Raw genomic sequence first — 14,957 nt, forward strand, 5'->3', positions numbered from 1 at the left:
CCTCATGACAGACGCAGCCATTTCAGTCAGACATCTCGACCACTTTTTCGGCGAGGGCGAGGCCCGAAAACAGGCCCTGTTCGATATCAACCTGGAGATCCAGCGCGGATCGCTGACGATCTTCATGGGGCCATCGGGTTCTGGCAAGACCACGCTGCTGACCATCATGGGGTGCCTGCGCGAGGTGCAGGCGGGCGGGATCCGCTTGCTGGATGAGGAGCTATCTGGTTCAGACGAGATCAGCCGGATCGACATGCGTCGGCGGCTCGGTTTCATCTTCCAGGCCCACAACCTGCATGACAGCCTGACCGCCCGGCAGAATGTCATGATGGGCCTGCAGGTCCACGGACGGGGGGATGCGGCAAAGCAGGCGCGGGCGGCAGATCATCTTCTGGGTCTGCTGGGGCTGGGGGAGCGAATGGACTATCGTCCGGCAAACCTCTCGGGCGGGCAAAAGCAGCGTGTGGCCATCGCACGGGCGTTGGTGTCCAACCCCGACATTATCTTCGCTGACGAGCCGACGGCAGCGCTCGACAAGGTCAGCGGCCTCGCAGCTGTGCAGCTTTTCAAGGAACTCGGCCGCGCCCGCGGCACAACGACCGTCATGGTCACCCACGATTCGCGCATCCTCGACCTGGCCGATCGCATCGTCACGCTGGAAGAGGGCAGGATCGTCGCCGATCGAGCCGCAGCGGGACACGCACATGTGTCCGCCGAGCACGCGTGAACAACCGGCACGTCCTGCATATGCGCTGCGGCTGACGGTTGTCTTGGACAACCGTTTGAGCTTTGGATCGAAATGTGGAATCGGCAAGTTGCAGTTTGCCGACGTTCCAAGTCACTTTCTGAGCAGATAAACGCCTTTACAGCTGGCTGCGCATGCGCTCCAGCAGGTCGACACCCATCTGCCGGAAGAGGTCCAGCATGTCGAGCGGTACCCAGTTCTCGCGGATTAGCTGTTCGTTGTGCAAATAGAAATCCATCACGCGCATGAACACCGGCTTGCCCGATGGTGGCATGCCGCAGAACCCGCCGCCGACATGCTGGGCATAGACGGAAGGCCAGCCGCCGGTCACGGAATAGGGGCCGTCGCCGATCCGGATGTAGTGGCCGGCGCCATGGCGGGCGCGTTCCGCGGTGACTTCCTCGAACGTGCCCTGTGGCCGGGCGAATGCGATGCGGAACGGGAACTGGTGACCGGTGACGAAGCCGTCGAGGCCACGCGTCGTGCCAATGCCGGCAGGGCCGTACCACATCATTTTCGGATGCCAGTGATCCTTCTGCGGCATGGCGATCAGAGCCTCGCGGGACAACATTCCCCGATCATCGAACTCGGCCAATGTCTTGTGCATGGCAAGCGTCTGGGCAAGGCTGGCCCGGCCTAGGGCGGGATCGGACGGGGACAGACGCACACCATCGGCCGTCATCGGCCCCGGCCAAGCCTCTTCGACGCCCATCGATGGCCCGAGGGGCCAGACGCCGGCCTGCCGCATGACATCCAGCACATCCCACAACAAGTTGGCCTGGACAACGCGGCCATCGGCAGCCACTTGCCAGACTTCGCCAGAGCGGAGGTAGATCGTGCGGCCCGTCGCCGGTATGCCGAGCCAGTCGCCACGCATCGTGCCGCAATAGACGCCCGTGGCAGCAAAGAACGTCTTGCCCTGGTAGCTTCCGGCAAGGAAGATCGTGTCGCGTCGCTCCAGATCCGGGAAGGCCTGCTTCAGCGGCTGCCAGATCCGGGCAAGCGCGGCGGCAGTACCAGTGACCTCGTTCATCGGATGGGCGGCACGCCACTGGCAATCCGGCGCGGCAAGGGCCGCAAGCTCGGTCTCAAGCCGGTCGAACGGGCTCTCCGCAATCCGCTTTAAAGCGGTATGGAGCGCATTGCGCATCGATGTTCCCGGTGTCGCGTTTGCGTCAAAGCCTTCGGTCAGTTCCAGCATCTTTCACGCTCTCCCCCTTGCAAGCACCGCTGATTTCGCTGGCATGGCTGCGGTCATGCAACCGCTGCGTTTCTGCCGGTCATACAGCCAAAATGCGCCGTTCGATTAAATTTTGCAAACGTATGCATTTTGATGTTGCATACGTTTGCAAAGCTTGCAATCGTGAAGTGGCAGCCGCGCTGAAAAACAGAAAACTGGGGCAGTGCGGGCAACACGGAGGAGAACGATGACCATTTCCATCCAGCGCCTTGCGCAGACTGTTCTGTTGGGCGCTACGGCGCTCGCCTGCACCGTCGGGATTGCAAATGCTGACTGCGGTATCAAGTCGGGCCGCGTTTCAATTGTTGGCAACGAGTTCCCGGCGATCAAGACGGTAGCGGCCAACGCCGCAACCTGTGCCAGTTCGACCGTTGAAGTGAAGTCGAACCTGACCGCGGACCATCAGAAGATCAATCTGGCCGGAATGAGCGGCAATCCTGCGGAGTATACGTCCGCCGTGATCGCGACGTCTTCCATCGTGGCCTTGATGAACGAAGGCGTCATTCGCCCGCTCGATGAACTGGTGGCCGCGCATGGTCAGGATATCCCGAAGAACCGTCTCGTCACCATCGACGGCAAGGTGATGGCCGTCGCCTTCATGGCAAACGCGCAGCATCAGGTTTATCGCAAGGACGTCTTGGAGAAGGTCGGTGTCCAGCCGCCGAAATCCTACGAGGAGATGCTCGAGACTGCGGAAAAGATCCGTGCGGCCGGGATCATGCAGTACCCGGTGGGTGGCGCTTACGCCGCCGGCTGGAACCTCGGCCAGGAATTCGTCAACATGTACATCGGCATGGGCGGGGAGTTCTTCAAACCCGGTACGGCGGAAGTTGCGGTGAACAACGACCAGGGCGTGGCGGCGCTGGAAATGATGAAGAAACTGACCGGTTACATGAACCCGGACTATCTCACCCACGATTCCAACGCCACGTCGGCGGAATGGGAGGCCGGCAACGTCGCCCTGATGAATATGTGGGGCTCGCGCACCGGCGTGCTGGTCGACACCGAAGGCTCCAAGCCGGAAGTTTACGAGAACACCATGGTCGGCGCGCCGATGACGGTAGGTGGGGGCGCAATTCCTGCGACGACGCTGTGGTGGGATGGCTGGACCGTTGCCAAGAACATATCCGACGCAGATGCCGAGGCGACTTTCATCGCGATGAAGCGCGGCTCTGGCCCTGAAATCCTCAACGATGCCACGATGCGGGAAGCTGTCTGGATGATCGAGGGCTACAAGCCGGCTCCGATCAATGAAGGCGTGATGCAGACGATGACCATGGGGGCCAAGCCTTACCCGATGCTGCCCTACATGGGGCTGCTGCACACGGCGCTCGGGGACAATATTGCCGACTTCCTGACCGGTAAGGAGGACGCCAGGACAACGCTCGCCGACATCGAGGCCGCTTACACGGCCGCTGCCCGCGAAAAGGGCTTCCTGCAGTAACAAGGCAAGGCGCCAGCCAGGTCATTTGCTCTGGCGTCGCCCGTTCGACCCATCTGCCTTCCTCCGAAAGACGCGAGGGCGTTCCGGCCGTTGCCTTTGGCACGGTCGGGACGCGCGGCTGGGATCCTTTTCCGTCCGGATCGAGAGGCGGCTCAGATGAAACATCGCACCTTTTTCTGGTTCTTCCTCCCCTCTGCGGCAGCCATGTTCCTCTTCATCGCCCTGCCGATCGTCTCCGTTCTGATGCAATCTGTCTTTGCGCCACATCAGCAGGTTGTTCGGGAGGTTGAAAACTGCTCGGTGTTTGGCTGCACCAAGACCACGACAGTTGATCTTACTGCAACAGAAGCGCTGCGGGAGGCCGAGCCGCTCGGCCGCTTCGTCGGCGGGAGCATCTACACGGACCGGAACCATCTGGCTTTTTCCGAGGTGGCTATGCTGGCGTCCACCGCAGACGGGATCGCCGCCTTCCTGAATGGCCTGTTGAACCTGCCCTTCTATGGCGCCTTGCTGTTCACGTTGACCTACACCCTGGTCGTGACGCCGCTGTCGATCCTGCTCGGTTTTGTCGTCGCCCTCGCGGTCAATGCCGTCCCGAGGTTTCTGCGCGGACCGATGATTTTTGTCTCGCTGCTGCCGATGATCATCACGCCGCTTGTGGGTGCGCTTATCCTGTTCTGGATGGTCGATGCGCGCGGCGTGCTGGGTGCCCTGATCCAGTCGCTGGCCGGCGATCCCAACCTGTCGGTCAAGGCGTCGACGCCACTGATGTGGGCAATGCTCATGGTCTACGGCATCTGGTCGTCGGCACCCTTTGCCTTCGTCGTCTACTATGCCGGCCTGCAAACCGTGCCGCAGGACACGCTTGAGTCCGCAATGATTGACGGCGCAAGCCGTTGGGAACGCATCCGCTATGTGATCGTTCCGCACCTCCTGCCGCTGACGACCTTCATGGCGCTGATCAAGATCATGGACAATTTCCGGGTGTTCGAGCCGATCGTCAGCTTCAACGCATCCGCCCACGCCCAGAGCCTCAGTTACTTCATCTACTCTGATCTGGGTGGCGAGACCCGCCTTCTGTCCTCGGCAGCGGCCACGTCGGTGCTGACTATCCTTGGTGTGATCGTGCTGCTGTCGCCAGTTCTTGTCCGCACCTGGAAAACCTATGGAAGGGGCGCAGCATGACAACCCGTATCGCCGACAGGCGTCCACCTGCGCTGCTGATTGCGCTCAATGGTTTCCTGATCATCTGGCTTGTGATTGCCGCCTTTCCCTTCCTGTGGACCTTCTGGGGCAGCTTCAAGGTTGAGGGGGATTTCTTCTCAAAGGCCGATTGGATGAATGCCATCACCGGTCCCCTGACAACGGCTGAGACCGGCAGCAGCTTTACCGCAACCGGATATGTCGGCGCCTGGGTGCAGGAGGAATTCTGGCGCGCTGCGCTGAACTCCGCGATCGTGGTCGTCAGTGTCGTCTGTATCTCGCTGACCTTCGGGACGCTCGGCGGCTATGCACTTGCCCGTTCGTCCTACAGGTATGCCTTCTGGCTGCTCCTCGTGGCGCTGGTGTTCCGCGCCATGCCGCCGGTGACGCTGGTGTCCGGCTATCTGTTGCCCTTTTTCGAGTGGAACCTGTGGGGGCATCTTCCGACCGCGATCATCGTCCTTGTCGCGATCAACCAGCCTTTCACCCTTTGGATGCTGACAAGTTTCTTCCGCAACATTCCGAAGGACCTCGACGAGAGCGCCATGGTCGACGGCTGTTCCCGGTTCCAGGCCTTTCGCTATGTGATCATCCCGGTCATGTGGCCCGGCGTCATCACCACCGGCCTGTTCTCCTTCCTGCTTGCCTACAATGACTTCGCGGTGACCGCGATGCTGCTGTCGAAGGAAAACCAGACCATGATTCCGAAGATCGCCTCGTTCCTCGGTACCACGCAGACCAAGGGCAATGTGATGTTCGCCGTTTCCTCCGTTGTCTCCGTCACAGCACCGCTGTTCGTGCTGGTGATGTTCTTCCAGCGCCAGATCGTCAGCGGCCTGACCGCCGGCGCGGTGAAAGGATAAGCCGATGGCCAATATTGAACTTCGCAACCTGTCCAAGCGCTGGGGCAACTTCACGGGTGTCCAGACACTGGACCTGACAATTTCGGATGGCGAGTTCCTTGTTCTGCTTGGCCCCTCGGGCTGCGGCAAGACCACGACCATGCGGATGATCGCAGGTCTGGAGGACGCCACTGACGGTGACATCCTGATCGGCGGCCGCAGGGTCAACGATCTGGAGCCGAAGGATCGCGATATCGCGATGGTGTTCCAGTCCTACGGTCTCTACCCGACCATGAGCGTCTACGAGAACATCCGCTTTCCACTGAAGGTGCGGCGGATCCCGGAAGCCGAGCACCATGACCGGGTGATGCGCGCAGCCGAAACCGTGGAACTGACCGAATTTCTTCAGCGCAAGCCGGCGGCCCTCTCCGGGGGGCAGCGCCAGCGTGTGGCGCTTGCCCGCGCCATCGTCCGCAAGCCGAAGGTGTTTCTGATGGACGAGCCCTTGTCGAACCTGGACGCGAAGCTGCGCGTGTCGACAAGGGCCCAGATCAAGAACCTGCATCATGAACTGAAGACCACGACGATCTACGTCACGCATGACCAGATCGAGGCCATGACGCTCGCCGACCGTGTTGTCGTAATGCGGCGCGGCGAGGTCCAGCAGGTTGGCACGCCGCTGGATATTTATGACTGTCCGGCCAACACATTTGTCGCGAGCTTTATCGGCAGCCCAGCGATGAACCTGATCGAAGGCGTTGTCACCTCAGGCGTTTTCGAAGCGCCGCATGTCCGCATTCCCGGGTTGCAGGCTCCCGACGGACCGGTAACGCTCGGCTTCCGCGCCGAAGATGCAGCGCTGGCCGATATCGGCGAGATCACAGCTCCGATCTATTCGATGGAACTGCTCGGCGACAGTTCGATGGCAACGGTTCAGGTTGGCGGCACGCTCGTTGCGATCAAGGCGCCCAAGGCCTTTGCCGGCAGCATCGGTCAGCCGATTGCAGCCAAGGTGCCCGCCCGCATCTGCCACTTGTTCGACGCGCACAGCGGCGCGCGCCTCACGGCCTGACAACAACAAAGCGCCGAGCGCAATTCTAGGGAGATCATTCATGGCCATCCAGCACCTGAAGTCCGGCAAGCCCGAAGCGGCCCGCGCCGAGGACGATGCAAAGGTCCGGACGACAGTCGAGACCATCCTGAAGGACATCGAGACACGCGGCGACACGGCGGTGCGTGAACTTGCCCGGAAGTTTGACGGCTATGACGCACCGCGTTTCCGCCTGACGCCGTCCGAAATTGAAGCGGCGATGCAGAAGGTCAGCCCGCGCGATATGGAGGACATTCGCTTCGCCCAGGTTCAGATCCGTCGCTTTGCCGAAGCCCAGCGGGCGTCGATGACCGATATCGAGGTTGAGACCCTTCCGGGCGTCATCCTCGGCCATCGCAACATTTCGGTGCAGTCGGTCGGTTGTTACGTGCCGGGCGGCAAGTTCCCGATGGTTGCCTCGGCGCATATGTCGGTTCTGACGGCCTCAGTCGCCGGGGTTCCGCGCATTGTCGCCTCCGCTCCGCCTGTGAAGGGCGAACCGCATCCGGCCATTGTCGCTGCCATGCAACTGGGCGGAGCGCATGAGATCTATGTGCTGGGCGGTATCCAGGCGGTGGGTGCCATGGCGATCGGCACCGAGAGCATCGAACCGGTCCACATGCTGGTGGGGCCAGGCAACGCCTTCGTGGCCGAAGCCAAGCGGCAGTTGTTCGGCCGCGTCGGCATCGATCTCTTTGCCGGGCCGACCGAGACCATGGTGATCGCCGACGATACGGTGGACGCAGAGATCTGCGCGACGGATCTGCTTGGCCAGGCCGAGCATGGCTACAATTCTCCGGCCTGCCTGATTACCAATTCCCGCCGTCTCGCCGAAGCCACGATGGAGGAGATCGACCGCCTCCTGAAGATCCTGCCAACGGCCGAGACTGCAGCCGTCAGCTGGGCCGACTATGGCGATGTCATCCTGTGCGATACCTACGACGAGATGCTCAGCGTGGCCAACGACATGGCCTATGAGCATGTGCAGGTGATGACGGACCGGGACGACTGGTTCCTGGAGAACATGCATTCCTACGGCGCGCTGTTCCTGGGCGCGCGGACCAATGTAGCCAATGGCGACAAGGTGATCGGCACGAACCACACGCTGCCAACCCGCAAGGCCGGGCGCTACACGGGTGGCCTGTGGGTCGGCAAATTCCTGAAGACGCATTCCTACCAGAAGGTCACGACAGACGAGGCAGCAGCGACCATTGGTGCTTACGGCTCCCGCCTGTGCATGCTTGAGGGCTTCGTCGGCCATGCAGAACAGTGCAACGTACGTGTGCGCCGTTATGGCGGACGCAACGTGGCCTATGGCGCTGCGGCGGAGTAGGTCCATGGCAACGCCCGCCGAGTTGAAGGACGCCCTGCACCCCTTGCGAAAGGCGCTTGAAAATCCGTCAGCGGATCGCCTTCGTCCCGTGCTTGCGGCAGCCTTTGCCGACGATGCCCGTCTCGCGCTTTGCCATCCCTTCGGCATGCTGACGGGTCCGGAGGAGTTCGAGTTGCAGGCGCTTGGGCCGCTGCTGACAGCCATACCGGATCTCGAACGGCGTGACATGATCGTCATGGCAGGCACCAGCCCTGAGGGCGAGGACTGGGTCGGCTGCATGGGCAACTACATGGGCACGTTCTTGCGCCCGTTCTTCGGCATTCGCCCGACCGGTCATCTCGTGCATATGCGCTACCACGAGTTCTTCCGGCTCGAGGAGGGGCAGATCGTCGAGATGCAGGCAATCTGGGACCTGCCGGAGCTGATGATGCAGGCCGGCGTCTGGCCGATGGCACCACAGATGGGCGCTTTTGTCTGTACGCCAGCCCCGATGAGCGGCGATGGCCTGACCGTAACAGGTGACGGACAGGCAGCCCTCGCGCATGTGGTTGCCATGCTCACGGATCTGTGCCGGCACCCGGCTGACCCCGACCCCCGGGTGATGCAACTCGAGCGTTACTGGCATCCGCGCTTCAACTGGTACGGACCAGCGGGGATCGGCACCGGGCGTGGCATTGCAGGTTTTCGAAACTGGCACCAGATCCCGTTCCTGAGCGCCATGCCGGACCGCAAGCTCGACGCGATGGGCGATCTCATGTCGCACTGGATCGGCGAGGGGAACTACGTCTGCGAGACCGGCTGGCCCAACATGCGGCTGACGCTCAGTGGTGACGGCTGGATGGGCATTGCCCCTGCAGGCCGCGAGGTGCTTTTGCGCAGTCTCGATTTCTGGCGCCTGGAAGACGGTCTGATCCGCGAGAACTGGGTGCTGGTCGATCTGCTCGATCTCTATCGCCAGATTGGGGTTGATGTGTTTGCCCGGCTTGCGTCTTTCAACAAGGCAAGGAACCTTGGGCCTGTCACTGTTCCAGATGGATTAACCCCATGATCGACCTGCCAAAACTTCCCAGTTTCCGTCTTGACGGGCGTCGTGCCCTGGTGACAGGCGCCAGTTCCGGCATCGGTCTGGGCGCCGCCGCAGCGCTGGCCGAGGCCGGGGCCCATGTCACCCTGGTCGCCCGCCGTGAAGCGGAACTGCAGGCCGTTGCCGAAGCCATTCGTGCGGTTGGCGGACTGACGGAGACCTGCAGCCTCGACATCACCGACCGCATTGCCGCGGCTGACTGCGTCAACCGTCTTGGGCCGTTCGATATTCTGGTCAATTCGGCCGGGCTCGCCCGGCACTCGCCTGCGCTGGAAACCGAGGAAGACGATTTCGACGCTGCACTCGCGCTGAACCTAAAAGCTGCCTACTTCCTCACCCGGGAAGTCGCGCGCGGGCTCATCGCCGCCGGGCGTCCCGGCAGTCTGATCAATGTCTCCAGCCAGATGGGTCTGGTCGGCGGGCCTGACCGGGCCGTTTATTGCGCCACCAAGCACGCACTTGAGGGCATGACCAAGGCCATGGCGCTGGAGTGGGGCGCCCATGGCATTCGCGTGAACACGCTTTGCCCGACGTTCATCCGCACGCCCTTGGCGGAACAGACCCTGGCCAATCCGGAGCGGCGTGCGTGGATCCTGTCGAAGATAAAGCTGGGGCGGATCGGTGAGATCACAGACCTGATGGGGCCGATCGTCTTTCTCGCCAGTGACGCATCGGCGCTGGTGACGGGCACGCATCTTCTGGTCGACGGCGGGTGGACAGCCGAATGAACGAGACCTCCTCCAAAATCACGGCACAGGATGTCGCGCGGCTGGCGGGTGTCAGCCAGTCTGCGGTCAGCCGTGTCTTCACGCCGGGCGCATCGGCGTCCAAAGCTACCGTCGACAAGGTCCGCGCCGCTGCCGAGATCCTTGGTTACCGGCCCGATCCGCTTGCCCGGGCCATGATTACCGGGAGAACCCGGATCATCGGCCTCGTGGTCGCCTATCTGGAAAATCAGTTCTATCCGATTGCGCTGGAAAGGTTGTCGCGCGCCTTGCAGGAACGCGGATACCACATCCTCGTCTTCATGGCCGAGAACTCGACCGAGAAGGTGGCCGAAGTGGTGCAGGAGCTTATTGACTACCGGGTCGACGGCATCATCACCGCATCGGTTTCCCTGTCGAATGATCTCACCGGCCGCCTGGCCTCCTTCGGCATTCCAGTGGTCAATTTCAACCGTGGCCAGAACGATCCGCGGCTGACGGATGTGACCTCAGACAACATCGCCGGCGGACGCCGGGCGGCGGAGTTCCTGATAGCGGCCGGGCACACACACATCGCCCACATCATGGGCTGGCAGGGAGCCTCCACAGGCCGCGACCGGGCTGCCGGCTTCCAGTCTGCGATGGAAGAGGCCGGATTGCCAATCGTGGCGATGGTTGATGGCATGTATTCCCGCGAGCGGGCTGCGGCCGTGGCGCGTGAGCTATGCGCCGGACGTGAACGGCCGGATGCGATCTTTGTCGGCAACGACCACATGGCCTTTGCCGTGATGGACGAACTGCGCTTCGAACTCGGCCTGTCCATACCTGGGGATGTGTCGATCGTTGGCTACGACGATGTGCCCCTGGCTGCCTGGCCGACTTATGCGCTGACCACGATCCGCCAGCCGGTCAACCGGATGGTGTCGGCGACGGTTGAGGCGATCCTTGGTCAGATCGACCAGACCACGTTGCCGCAAAAGATCCGGATCGATGGGCCGCTCATCGTCCGCAAGTCCTCCCGAGTTCCCGAAGGATATACGCCATGAAAGGCTTTGACCCGCACTGGACGGATTTTCCGCATTACATTCTCGGCATCACCAAAGAGATCTGGGAAGATCGCGGCCTTTCAACCCTGCATCGCTACTACGCGCCCGATATCATCGTGCGAACGCCAGCCTCGGTCGCGCAAGGCAACGCCGGCGTCATCGCGGCGACCATGGCGACACTCGCCGAATTCCCGGACCGCACGTTGCTCGGCGAGGACGTGATCTGGTCCGGAACACCGGAAACCGGGATGCTGTCATCGCACCGGATCCTGTCGACGGCGACACACAAGGGCTCGGGCGTCTATGGTCCGGCCACCGGCAAGCGCCTCGTCTATCGCATCATGGCCGACTGCCATGCCCGCAACAACATGATCGATGACGAGTGGCTGATCCGGGACCAGGGCGCGATCGTGCGCCAGCTCGGCCTCGACCCGAAGGACTACGCCCGCCAGCAGATCGCGCGCGAGGGTGGGCCGGATACCTGCTTGCGCCCGCTGACGCCTGCCACCGATCTCCCCGGCCCCTACAAGGGCAGGGGAAATGACAATGCTTCGGGCAAGGCTTTGGCCGATCTGCTGAGCGGCATCATGGACGCAGATTTTGCCCGCATCGGACGCGAGTATGACCGTGCCGCGCAGCTGGAGTACCCCGGCGGCGTCACGGATCATGGACCCGGGGCGGCCGACAGGTTCTGGATGGAATTGCGCGCAGCCTTCCCCTCTGCCGAGTTTAGCATCGATCACGTCATCGGCCGCGACGATCCGAAAATGCCGCCACGGGCGGCGGTTCGCTGGAGCCTCTATGGCAAACATTCCGGCTGGGGTCGCTTCGGCGCTCCGTCCGGCGCCGAAGTCTATGTGCTCGGCATCACCCATGCCGAATTTGGCCCCTGGGGCCTGCGCCGCGAATACACCCTGTTCGATGAAACCGCGATCTGGCGACAGATCCTGCTCCACACCGGCGATCTCTGACACCTGATGTCTGCCCCCGGACACGACCTGAGGATGACCCCCATGACTCCGCAAGAAATGGAAGCCCGCATCGTCCGCTATGGCGACTTGCGTCCCTGCAAGACTGCCTTCATCGATGCCCATACGCCCGGTTCGAACCAGAAGGAAAACTTCACCATTATTGGTGGCGGTGTTTCGGAGAGCCCGGACCAGCATGTCCATATCCGGGAGACGCCGGGCTTCAACATAGGCGCGGCCGGTCAGCCGCCGAAGTGTCGCAACTCGCTGCATTCGCATCGCACCGCCGAGGTGTTCTTTGTCCTCAAGGGCCGCTGGCGGTTCTTCTGGGGCCGCCACGGAACGGCAGGGGAGGTGGTGCTGCAGGAGGGGGATATCTTCAATATTCCGACCGGCATCTTTCGCGGTTTCGAGAACATCGGCCTCGACTACGGGATGATCATGGCCATTCTCGGCGGTGACGACGCCGGCGGTGGTGTCATCTGGGCACCGCAGGTGATTTCGGAAGCCAGCGATTACGGGCTCGTCCTGGGGGCCAATGGCCGGCTCTACGACAGCAAGAAGGGCGAACGCCTTCCCGACGGCATAGCTCCGATGCCGCTTCTGACCGAGGAAGAACTGAAGGCGTTCCCGGAACCGACAACCGCTGAGGTCATTCCCAATTGCATTGCCCGATACTGGGATCTGATGGCGCTGTCCGATCGGCAACCGGCCAAGGTGATCGGAGCGCAAGGCAAGCTGCAGGACCGGCCGGGCTTCGAGGTCGAATTCCTGTCGCGCAATTCCTTGCCGGAGACGGCCTACACACTGAACCGGCATGAGGTGCTGATGCCAGTGCGTGGTCACTGGCGGCTCAGCTGGAGCGGTGGGACGACTGCGCTAAACCCCGGCGATACGGCTGCCATTCCTCCCGGGCTCGAACACAGCCTGACCCCATCGATGACCGGTGAGGCGAGCCTCTACCGCATCCTCAACACCGACGATCCTGCAGGCGCGACTGGTCGTCTCCTCTAGGCATCGGACATGACCTGGAGCTGCCAATGACACCTGCTCTGCCACTGCTGCTGGTTCCGGGCATGATGTGCGATGCGCGCATGTGGGGGACCGTCCCGGAGACCTTGAAGCTACGTGACATTCGTCACGTGGCTCCGGTGGGGGCTGACAGCATGGCCGCGCTCGCGGCGGAAGCACTCCGGCAGGCGCCACCGCGCTTTGCCCTGGCTGGCCTCTCGATGGGGGGGATCCTCGCCATGGAAATGCTGGCCCAGGCGCCCGAACGGATCGAGCGTCTGGCCTTGCTCGACACCAATCCGCGCGCTGAAGTGCCGGAGGTACAGGCCCGGCGCGGGCCCCAGATGGCCCGCGCCCGGGCCGGTGACCTTGAAGGCGTCCTGCGAGAGGACATGGTTCCGAACTATTTTGCCTCCGGGCAGGATACCGCTCCTCTCGTGGCGCTTTGCCTCGAGATGGGGCTTTCGCTTGGCCCCGAGGTTTTCATCCGCCAGTCGCTGGCTTTGCGCAACCGGGCTGACCGGCAGGAGGCGCTGGCAGGGTTTCATGGTCCAGCCCTGGTGTTGATGGGCGCTGAGGACCGGCTCTGCCCGCGCGACAGGCATGACCTGATGCATGCGCTCCTGCCGCAGTCGCGGCTGGTGATTATCGATGGGGCAGGGCACCTGCCCCCCCTGGAACGTCCGCAGGACACGATTGCAGCGCTGCAGCGCTGGTTGGAGGAATGATGAACCAGGACCTTCTCGCCCTGTTGCGGCGTATCGATACACCAACGGTCTGCAACGCCATCGAGGTGGTGCAGGGACGGCGCGGCTTTTCAGCCTTCACGCGCGGCACAATGGTTTGCACGGAGCCCGGAACGGCCGTGGTCGGCTATGCCATGACGGCGCAGATTGCGGCAGTGGCTCCCCCGACGGAGCCGGCGGATGTCATTCGAGCCCGCCGCATGGCCTATTATCGTGCCATGCATGATGCGCCAAAGCCTTCAATCGCGGTCATTGAGGATCTCGACTGGCCGCATGCGATTGGGGCCTACTGGGGCGAGATCAACACCACGGTGCACAAGGGCTTCGGTATGTCCGGCGCCCTGACCAATGGCGTGGTGCGTGATCTGGGGGATCTGCCGGATGGCTTCCCGGTGATCGCCGGCAGCATCGGCCCGAGCCACGGTTTCGTGCATGTGCGCTCCGTCGGAGAGCCGGTGCGCATTTTCGGGCTGACAGTCAAAACGGGGGACCTGATCCATGCCGACCGGCATGGCGCGCTGATTATTCCGCCTGAGACAATCCCGCACCTCGCTGATGCGATCGCAAAACTCCAGGCGACTGAGCGCCTGATCCTGGATCCGGCCAGGGCCGGTGATTTCGATTTCGCGGCCTTCGAGGCAGCATGGGGCGCTTTCGAGAAGGCGCGAACCTGACGTGAACCGGTTGCAGAGATCGCCGGGCATGGTCGTGTTCCATCAACCCTCAGTTCTGGCGCGGCCTTCAAGCGCTCAGTCGTGCATGGTGTGGCGGAAGAGTTTGCCTGGCCGGAAAACAGGGCGCGGTGGGGGAGGTCGCACAGCCTTCTGGGCTGAATGAAGGCCGACCATGCCTCCTTGTTGTGGCCCTCGCCAGGGATGGAAAGCTGCAGCCACCGGTTCCGGCGAACCCATTGGAGATCGCTACCCTGATGGTTATCCGGTTTAGAAGACGGTACGCCCGTAGAGCTAACGGCGTCGGCAGGGCCTCAAGTTGCCGCAAGAAAACTGATCAAGAACGAGGCGGGTATCGCCACACCAATGGTCATGCCCGGCAAAGGCAGTCTCTGTGATAAGTTATCTCTTGGCCTGTGTGCCAACCCGGCAGATCGAAAGCCAATCGCTGCCTTTTTGGTACGCGATGCAGCAGGCGAAGTCCCACACTTTGCTGTCACCTCCGGCAGCGGGTTGAACCATCCGCAGTCGGCGGTGACGAAGGTTAAGTCCTTGCCGCTCATCTGCGGTAGCGCTCCTGGCGAACGCTCAGTGTCTTTACCCCACGCTCCGCCTCAATTGCGATGCCTCGACGCAAGTGGCTTCACGCGAACACAGACATGGAGCGCTGTGCCGCTTTCATGAAGAGGAAACCTCTCTAGCCGTGACCGAGAGTTTTCCTTTCTTCGTGGGATAGGCCTCTGACCTTTCGAACTAGAGCGTGTCGTATCTGACCAGATTCGGGATTCCCTTTGGTGTTGATCCGTGATTCCCTGTTTTGCATCGAAACA

At 62.2% G+C, this 14,957-nt stretch carries 15 protein-coding genes; 13 read left to right on the plus strand and 2 right to left on the minus strand.

All coding sequences use genetic code 11. From position 1 onward, the window contains the following. The first annotated feature begins 4 nt into the window (after window positions 1-4). Complete coding sequence (locus ACTIFE_RS15165) at window positions 5-727, plus strand: ATP-binding cassette domain-containing protein (RefSeq protein ID WP_439529998.1); 723 nt, start codon at window positions 5-7, stop codon at window positions 725-727. A 136-nt stretch (window positions 728-863) separates the two neighbouring features. Here ACTIFE_RS15165 and ACTIFE_RS15170 read toward each other — a convergent pair whose 3' ends face one another. Further along, window positions 864-1,946, minus strand: coding sequence for an ester cyclase (locus ACTIFE_RS15170; protein ID WP_439529999.1), 1,083 nt, complete (start codon window positions 1,944-1,946; stop codon window positions 864-866). 226 nt (window positions 1,947-2,172) lie between these two features. On the opposite strand from ACTIFE_RS15170, the gene ACTIFE_RS15175 reads away from it, so the two are divergent. From ACTIFE_RS15175 to ACTIFE_RS15230, 12 genes are all read left to right on the plus strand, one after another. Beyond that, on the plus strand, window positions 2,173-3,429 hold the full coding sequence (locus tag ACTIFE_RS15175; RefSeq protein WP_439530000.1) for an ABC transporter substrate-binding protein: 1,257 nt from the start codon (window positions 2,173-2,175) through the stop codon (window positions 3,427-3,429). A 156-nt stretch (window positions 3,430-3,585) separates the two neighbouring features. Then, window positions 3,586-4,614, plus strand: coding sequence for a carbohydrate ABC transporter permease (locus ACTIFE_RS15180; protein ID WP_439530001.1), 1,029 nt, complete (start codon window positions 3,586-3,588; stop codon window positions 4,612-4,614). Next, complete coding sequence (locus tag ACTIFE_RS15185; RefSeq protein WP_439530002.1) at window positions 4,611-5,495, plus strand: carbohydrate ABC transporter permease; 885 nt, start codon at window positions 4,611-4,613, stop codon at window positions 5,493-5,495. The genes ACTIFE_RS15180 and ACTIFE_RS15185 overlap by 4 nt, the downstream gene beginning before the upstream one ends. 4 nt (window positions 5,496-5,499) lie before the next feature. Continuing rightward, window positions 5,500-6,546: an ABC transporter ATP-binding protein gene (locus tag ACTIFE_RS15190; RefSeq protein WP_439530003.1), complete on the plus strand. Its 1,047-nt coding sequence runs from the start codon at window positions 5,500-5,502 to the stop codon at window positions 6,544-6,546. Between the two features lie 40 nt (window positions 6,547-6,586). After that, complete coding sequence (hisD, locus tag ACTIFE_RS15195; protein WP_439530004.1) at window positions 6,587-7,897, plus strand: histidinol dehydrogenase; 1,311 nt, start codon at window positions 6,587-6,589, stop codon at window positions 7,895-7,897. A gap of 4 nt (window positions 7,898-7,901) precedes the next feature. Further along, on the plus strand, window positions 7,902-8,945 hold the full coding sequence (locus tag ACTIFE_RS15200) for an ester cyclase (RefSeq protein ID WP_439530005.1): 1,044 nt from the start codon (window positions 7,902-7,904) through the stop codon (window positions 8,943-8,945). Further along, window positions 8,942-9,709, plus strand: a complete 768-nt coding sequence (locus tag ACTIFE_RS15205) for an SDR family NAD(P)-dependent oxidoreductase (RefSeq protein WP_439530006.1) — start codon at window positions 8,942-8,944, stop codon at window positions 9,707-9,709. The genes ACTIFE_RS15200 and ACTIFE_RS15205 overlap by 4 nt, the downstream gene beginning before the upstream one ends. After that, window positions 9,706-10,731 (plus strand): LacI family DNA-binding transcriptional regulator, encoded by a 1,026-nt coding sequence (locus ACTIFE_RS15210; RefSeq protein ID WP_439530007.1) that lies wholly within the window; start codon window positions 9,706-9,708, stop codon window positions 10,729-10,731. The genes ACTIFE_RS15205 and ACTIFE_RS15210 overlap by 4 nt, the downstream gene beginning before the upstream one ends. After that, window positions 10,728-11,702, plus strand: a complete 975-nt coding sequence (locus tag ACTIFE_RS15215) for an ester cyclase (protein ID WP_439530008.1) — start codon at window positions 10,728-10,730, stop codon at window positions 11,700-11,702. The genes ACTIFE_RS15210 and ACTIFE_RS15215 overlap by 4 nt, the downstream gene beginning before the upstream one ends. Before the next feature lie 42 nt (window positions 11,703-11,744). Then, window positions 11,745-12,713: a cupin domain-containing protein gene (locus tag ACTIFE_RS15220; RefSeq protein WP_439530009.1), complete on the plus strand. Its 969-nt coding sequence runs from the start codon at window positions 11,745-11,747 to the stop codon at window positions 12,711-12,713. Window positions 12,714-12,739: 26 nt separating this feature from the next. Continuing rightward, window positions 12,740-13,438 (plus strand): alpha/beta fold hydrolase, encoded by a 699-nt coding sequence (locus tag ACTIFE_RS15225; RefSeq protein ID WP_439530010.1) that lies wholly within the window; start codon window positions 12,740-12,742, stop codon window positions 13,436-13,438. Beyond that, complete coding sequence (locus tag ACTIFE_RS15230; RefSeq protein ID WP_439530011.1) at window positions 13,438-14,130, plus strand: RraA family protein; 693 nt, start codon at window positions 13,438-13,440, stop codon at window positions 14,128-14,130. The genes ACTIFE_RS15225 and ACTIFE_RS15230 overlap by 1 nt, the downstream gene beginning before the upstream one ends. A 311-nt stretch (window positions 14,131-14,441) precedes the next feature. Here ACTIFE_RS15230 and ACTIFE_RS15235 read toward each other — a convergent pair whose 3' ends face one another. Further along, a complete protein-coding gene (locus tag ACTIFE_RS15235) occupies window positions 14,442-14,690 on the minus strand; it encodes a hypothetical protein (protein ID WP_439530012.1) in 249 nt (82 codons plus the stop codon). Window positions 14,691-14,957 lie beyond the last annotated feature (267 nt).

Source organism: Pannonibacter sp. (assembly GCF_051860505.1).
Taxonomy (GTDB): Bacteria; Pseudomonadota; Alphaproteobacteria; order Rhizobiales; family Stappiaceae; genus Pannonibacter.

Coding starts and splice junctions, on each gene's coding strand:
- ACTIFE_RS15165 (WP_439529998.1), top strand. CDS start 5: ATGACAGACGCAGCCATTTCAGTCAGACATCTCGACCACTTTTTCGGC.
- ACTIFE_RS15170 (WP_439529999.1), bottom strand. CDS start 1,946: ATGCTGGAACTGACCGAAGGCTTTGACGCAAACGCGACACCGGGAACA.
- ACTIFE_RS15175 (WP_439530000.1), top strand. CDS start 2,173: ATGACCATTTCCATCCAGCGCCTTGCGCAGACTGTTCTGTTGGGCGCT.
- ACTIFE_RS15180 (WP_439530001.1), top strand. CDS start 3,586: ATGAAACATCGCACCTTTTTCTGGTTCTTCCTCCCCTCTGCGGCAGCC.
- ACTIFE_RS15185 (WP_439530002.1), top strand. CDS start 4,611: ATGACAACCCGTATCGCCGACAGGCGTCCACCTGCGCTGCTGATTGCG.
- ACTIFE_RS15190 (WP_439530003.1), top strand. CDS start 5,500: ATGGCCAATATTGAACTTCGCAACCTGTCCAAGCGCTGGGGCAACTTC.
- hisD (WP_439530004.1), top strand. CDS start 6,587: ATGGCCATCCAGCACCTGAAGTCCGGCAAGCCCGAAGCGGCCCGCGCC.
- ACTIFE_RS15200 (WP_439530005.1), top strand. CDS start 7,902: ATGGCAACGCCCGCCGAGTTGAAGGACGCCCTGCACCCCTTGCGAAAG.
- ACTIFE_RS15205 (WP_439530006.1), top strand. CDS start 8,942: ATGATCGACCTGCCAAAACTTCCCAGTTTCCGTCTTGACGGGCGTCGT.
- ACTIFE_RS15210 (WP_439530007.1), top strand. CDS start 9,706: ATGAACGAGACCTCCTCCAAAATCACGGCACAGGATGTCGCGCGGCTG.
- ACTIFE_RS15215 (WP_439530008.1), top strand. CDS start 10,728: ATGAAAGGCTTTGACCCGCACTGGACGGATTTTCCGCATTACATTCTC.
- ACTIFE_RS15220 (WP_439530009.1), top strand. CDS start 11,745: ATGACTCCGCAAGAAATGGAAGCCCGCATCGTCCGCTATGGCGACTTG.
- ACTIFE_RS15225 (WP_439530010.1), top strand. CDS start 12,740: ATGACACCTGCTCTGCCACTGCTGCTGGTTCCGGGCATGATGTGCGAT.
- ACTIFE_RS15230 (WP_439530011.1), top strand. CDS start 13,438: ATGAACCAGGACCTTCTCGCCCTGTTGCGGCGTATCGATACACCAACG.
- ACTIFE_RS15235 (WP_439530012.1), bottom strand. CDS start 14,690: ATGAGCGGCAAGGACTTAACCTTCGTCACCGCCGACTGCGGATGGTTC.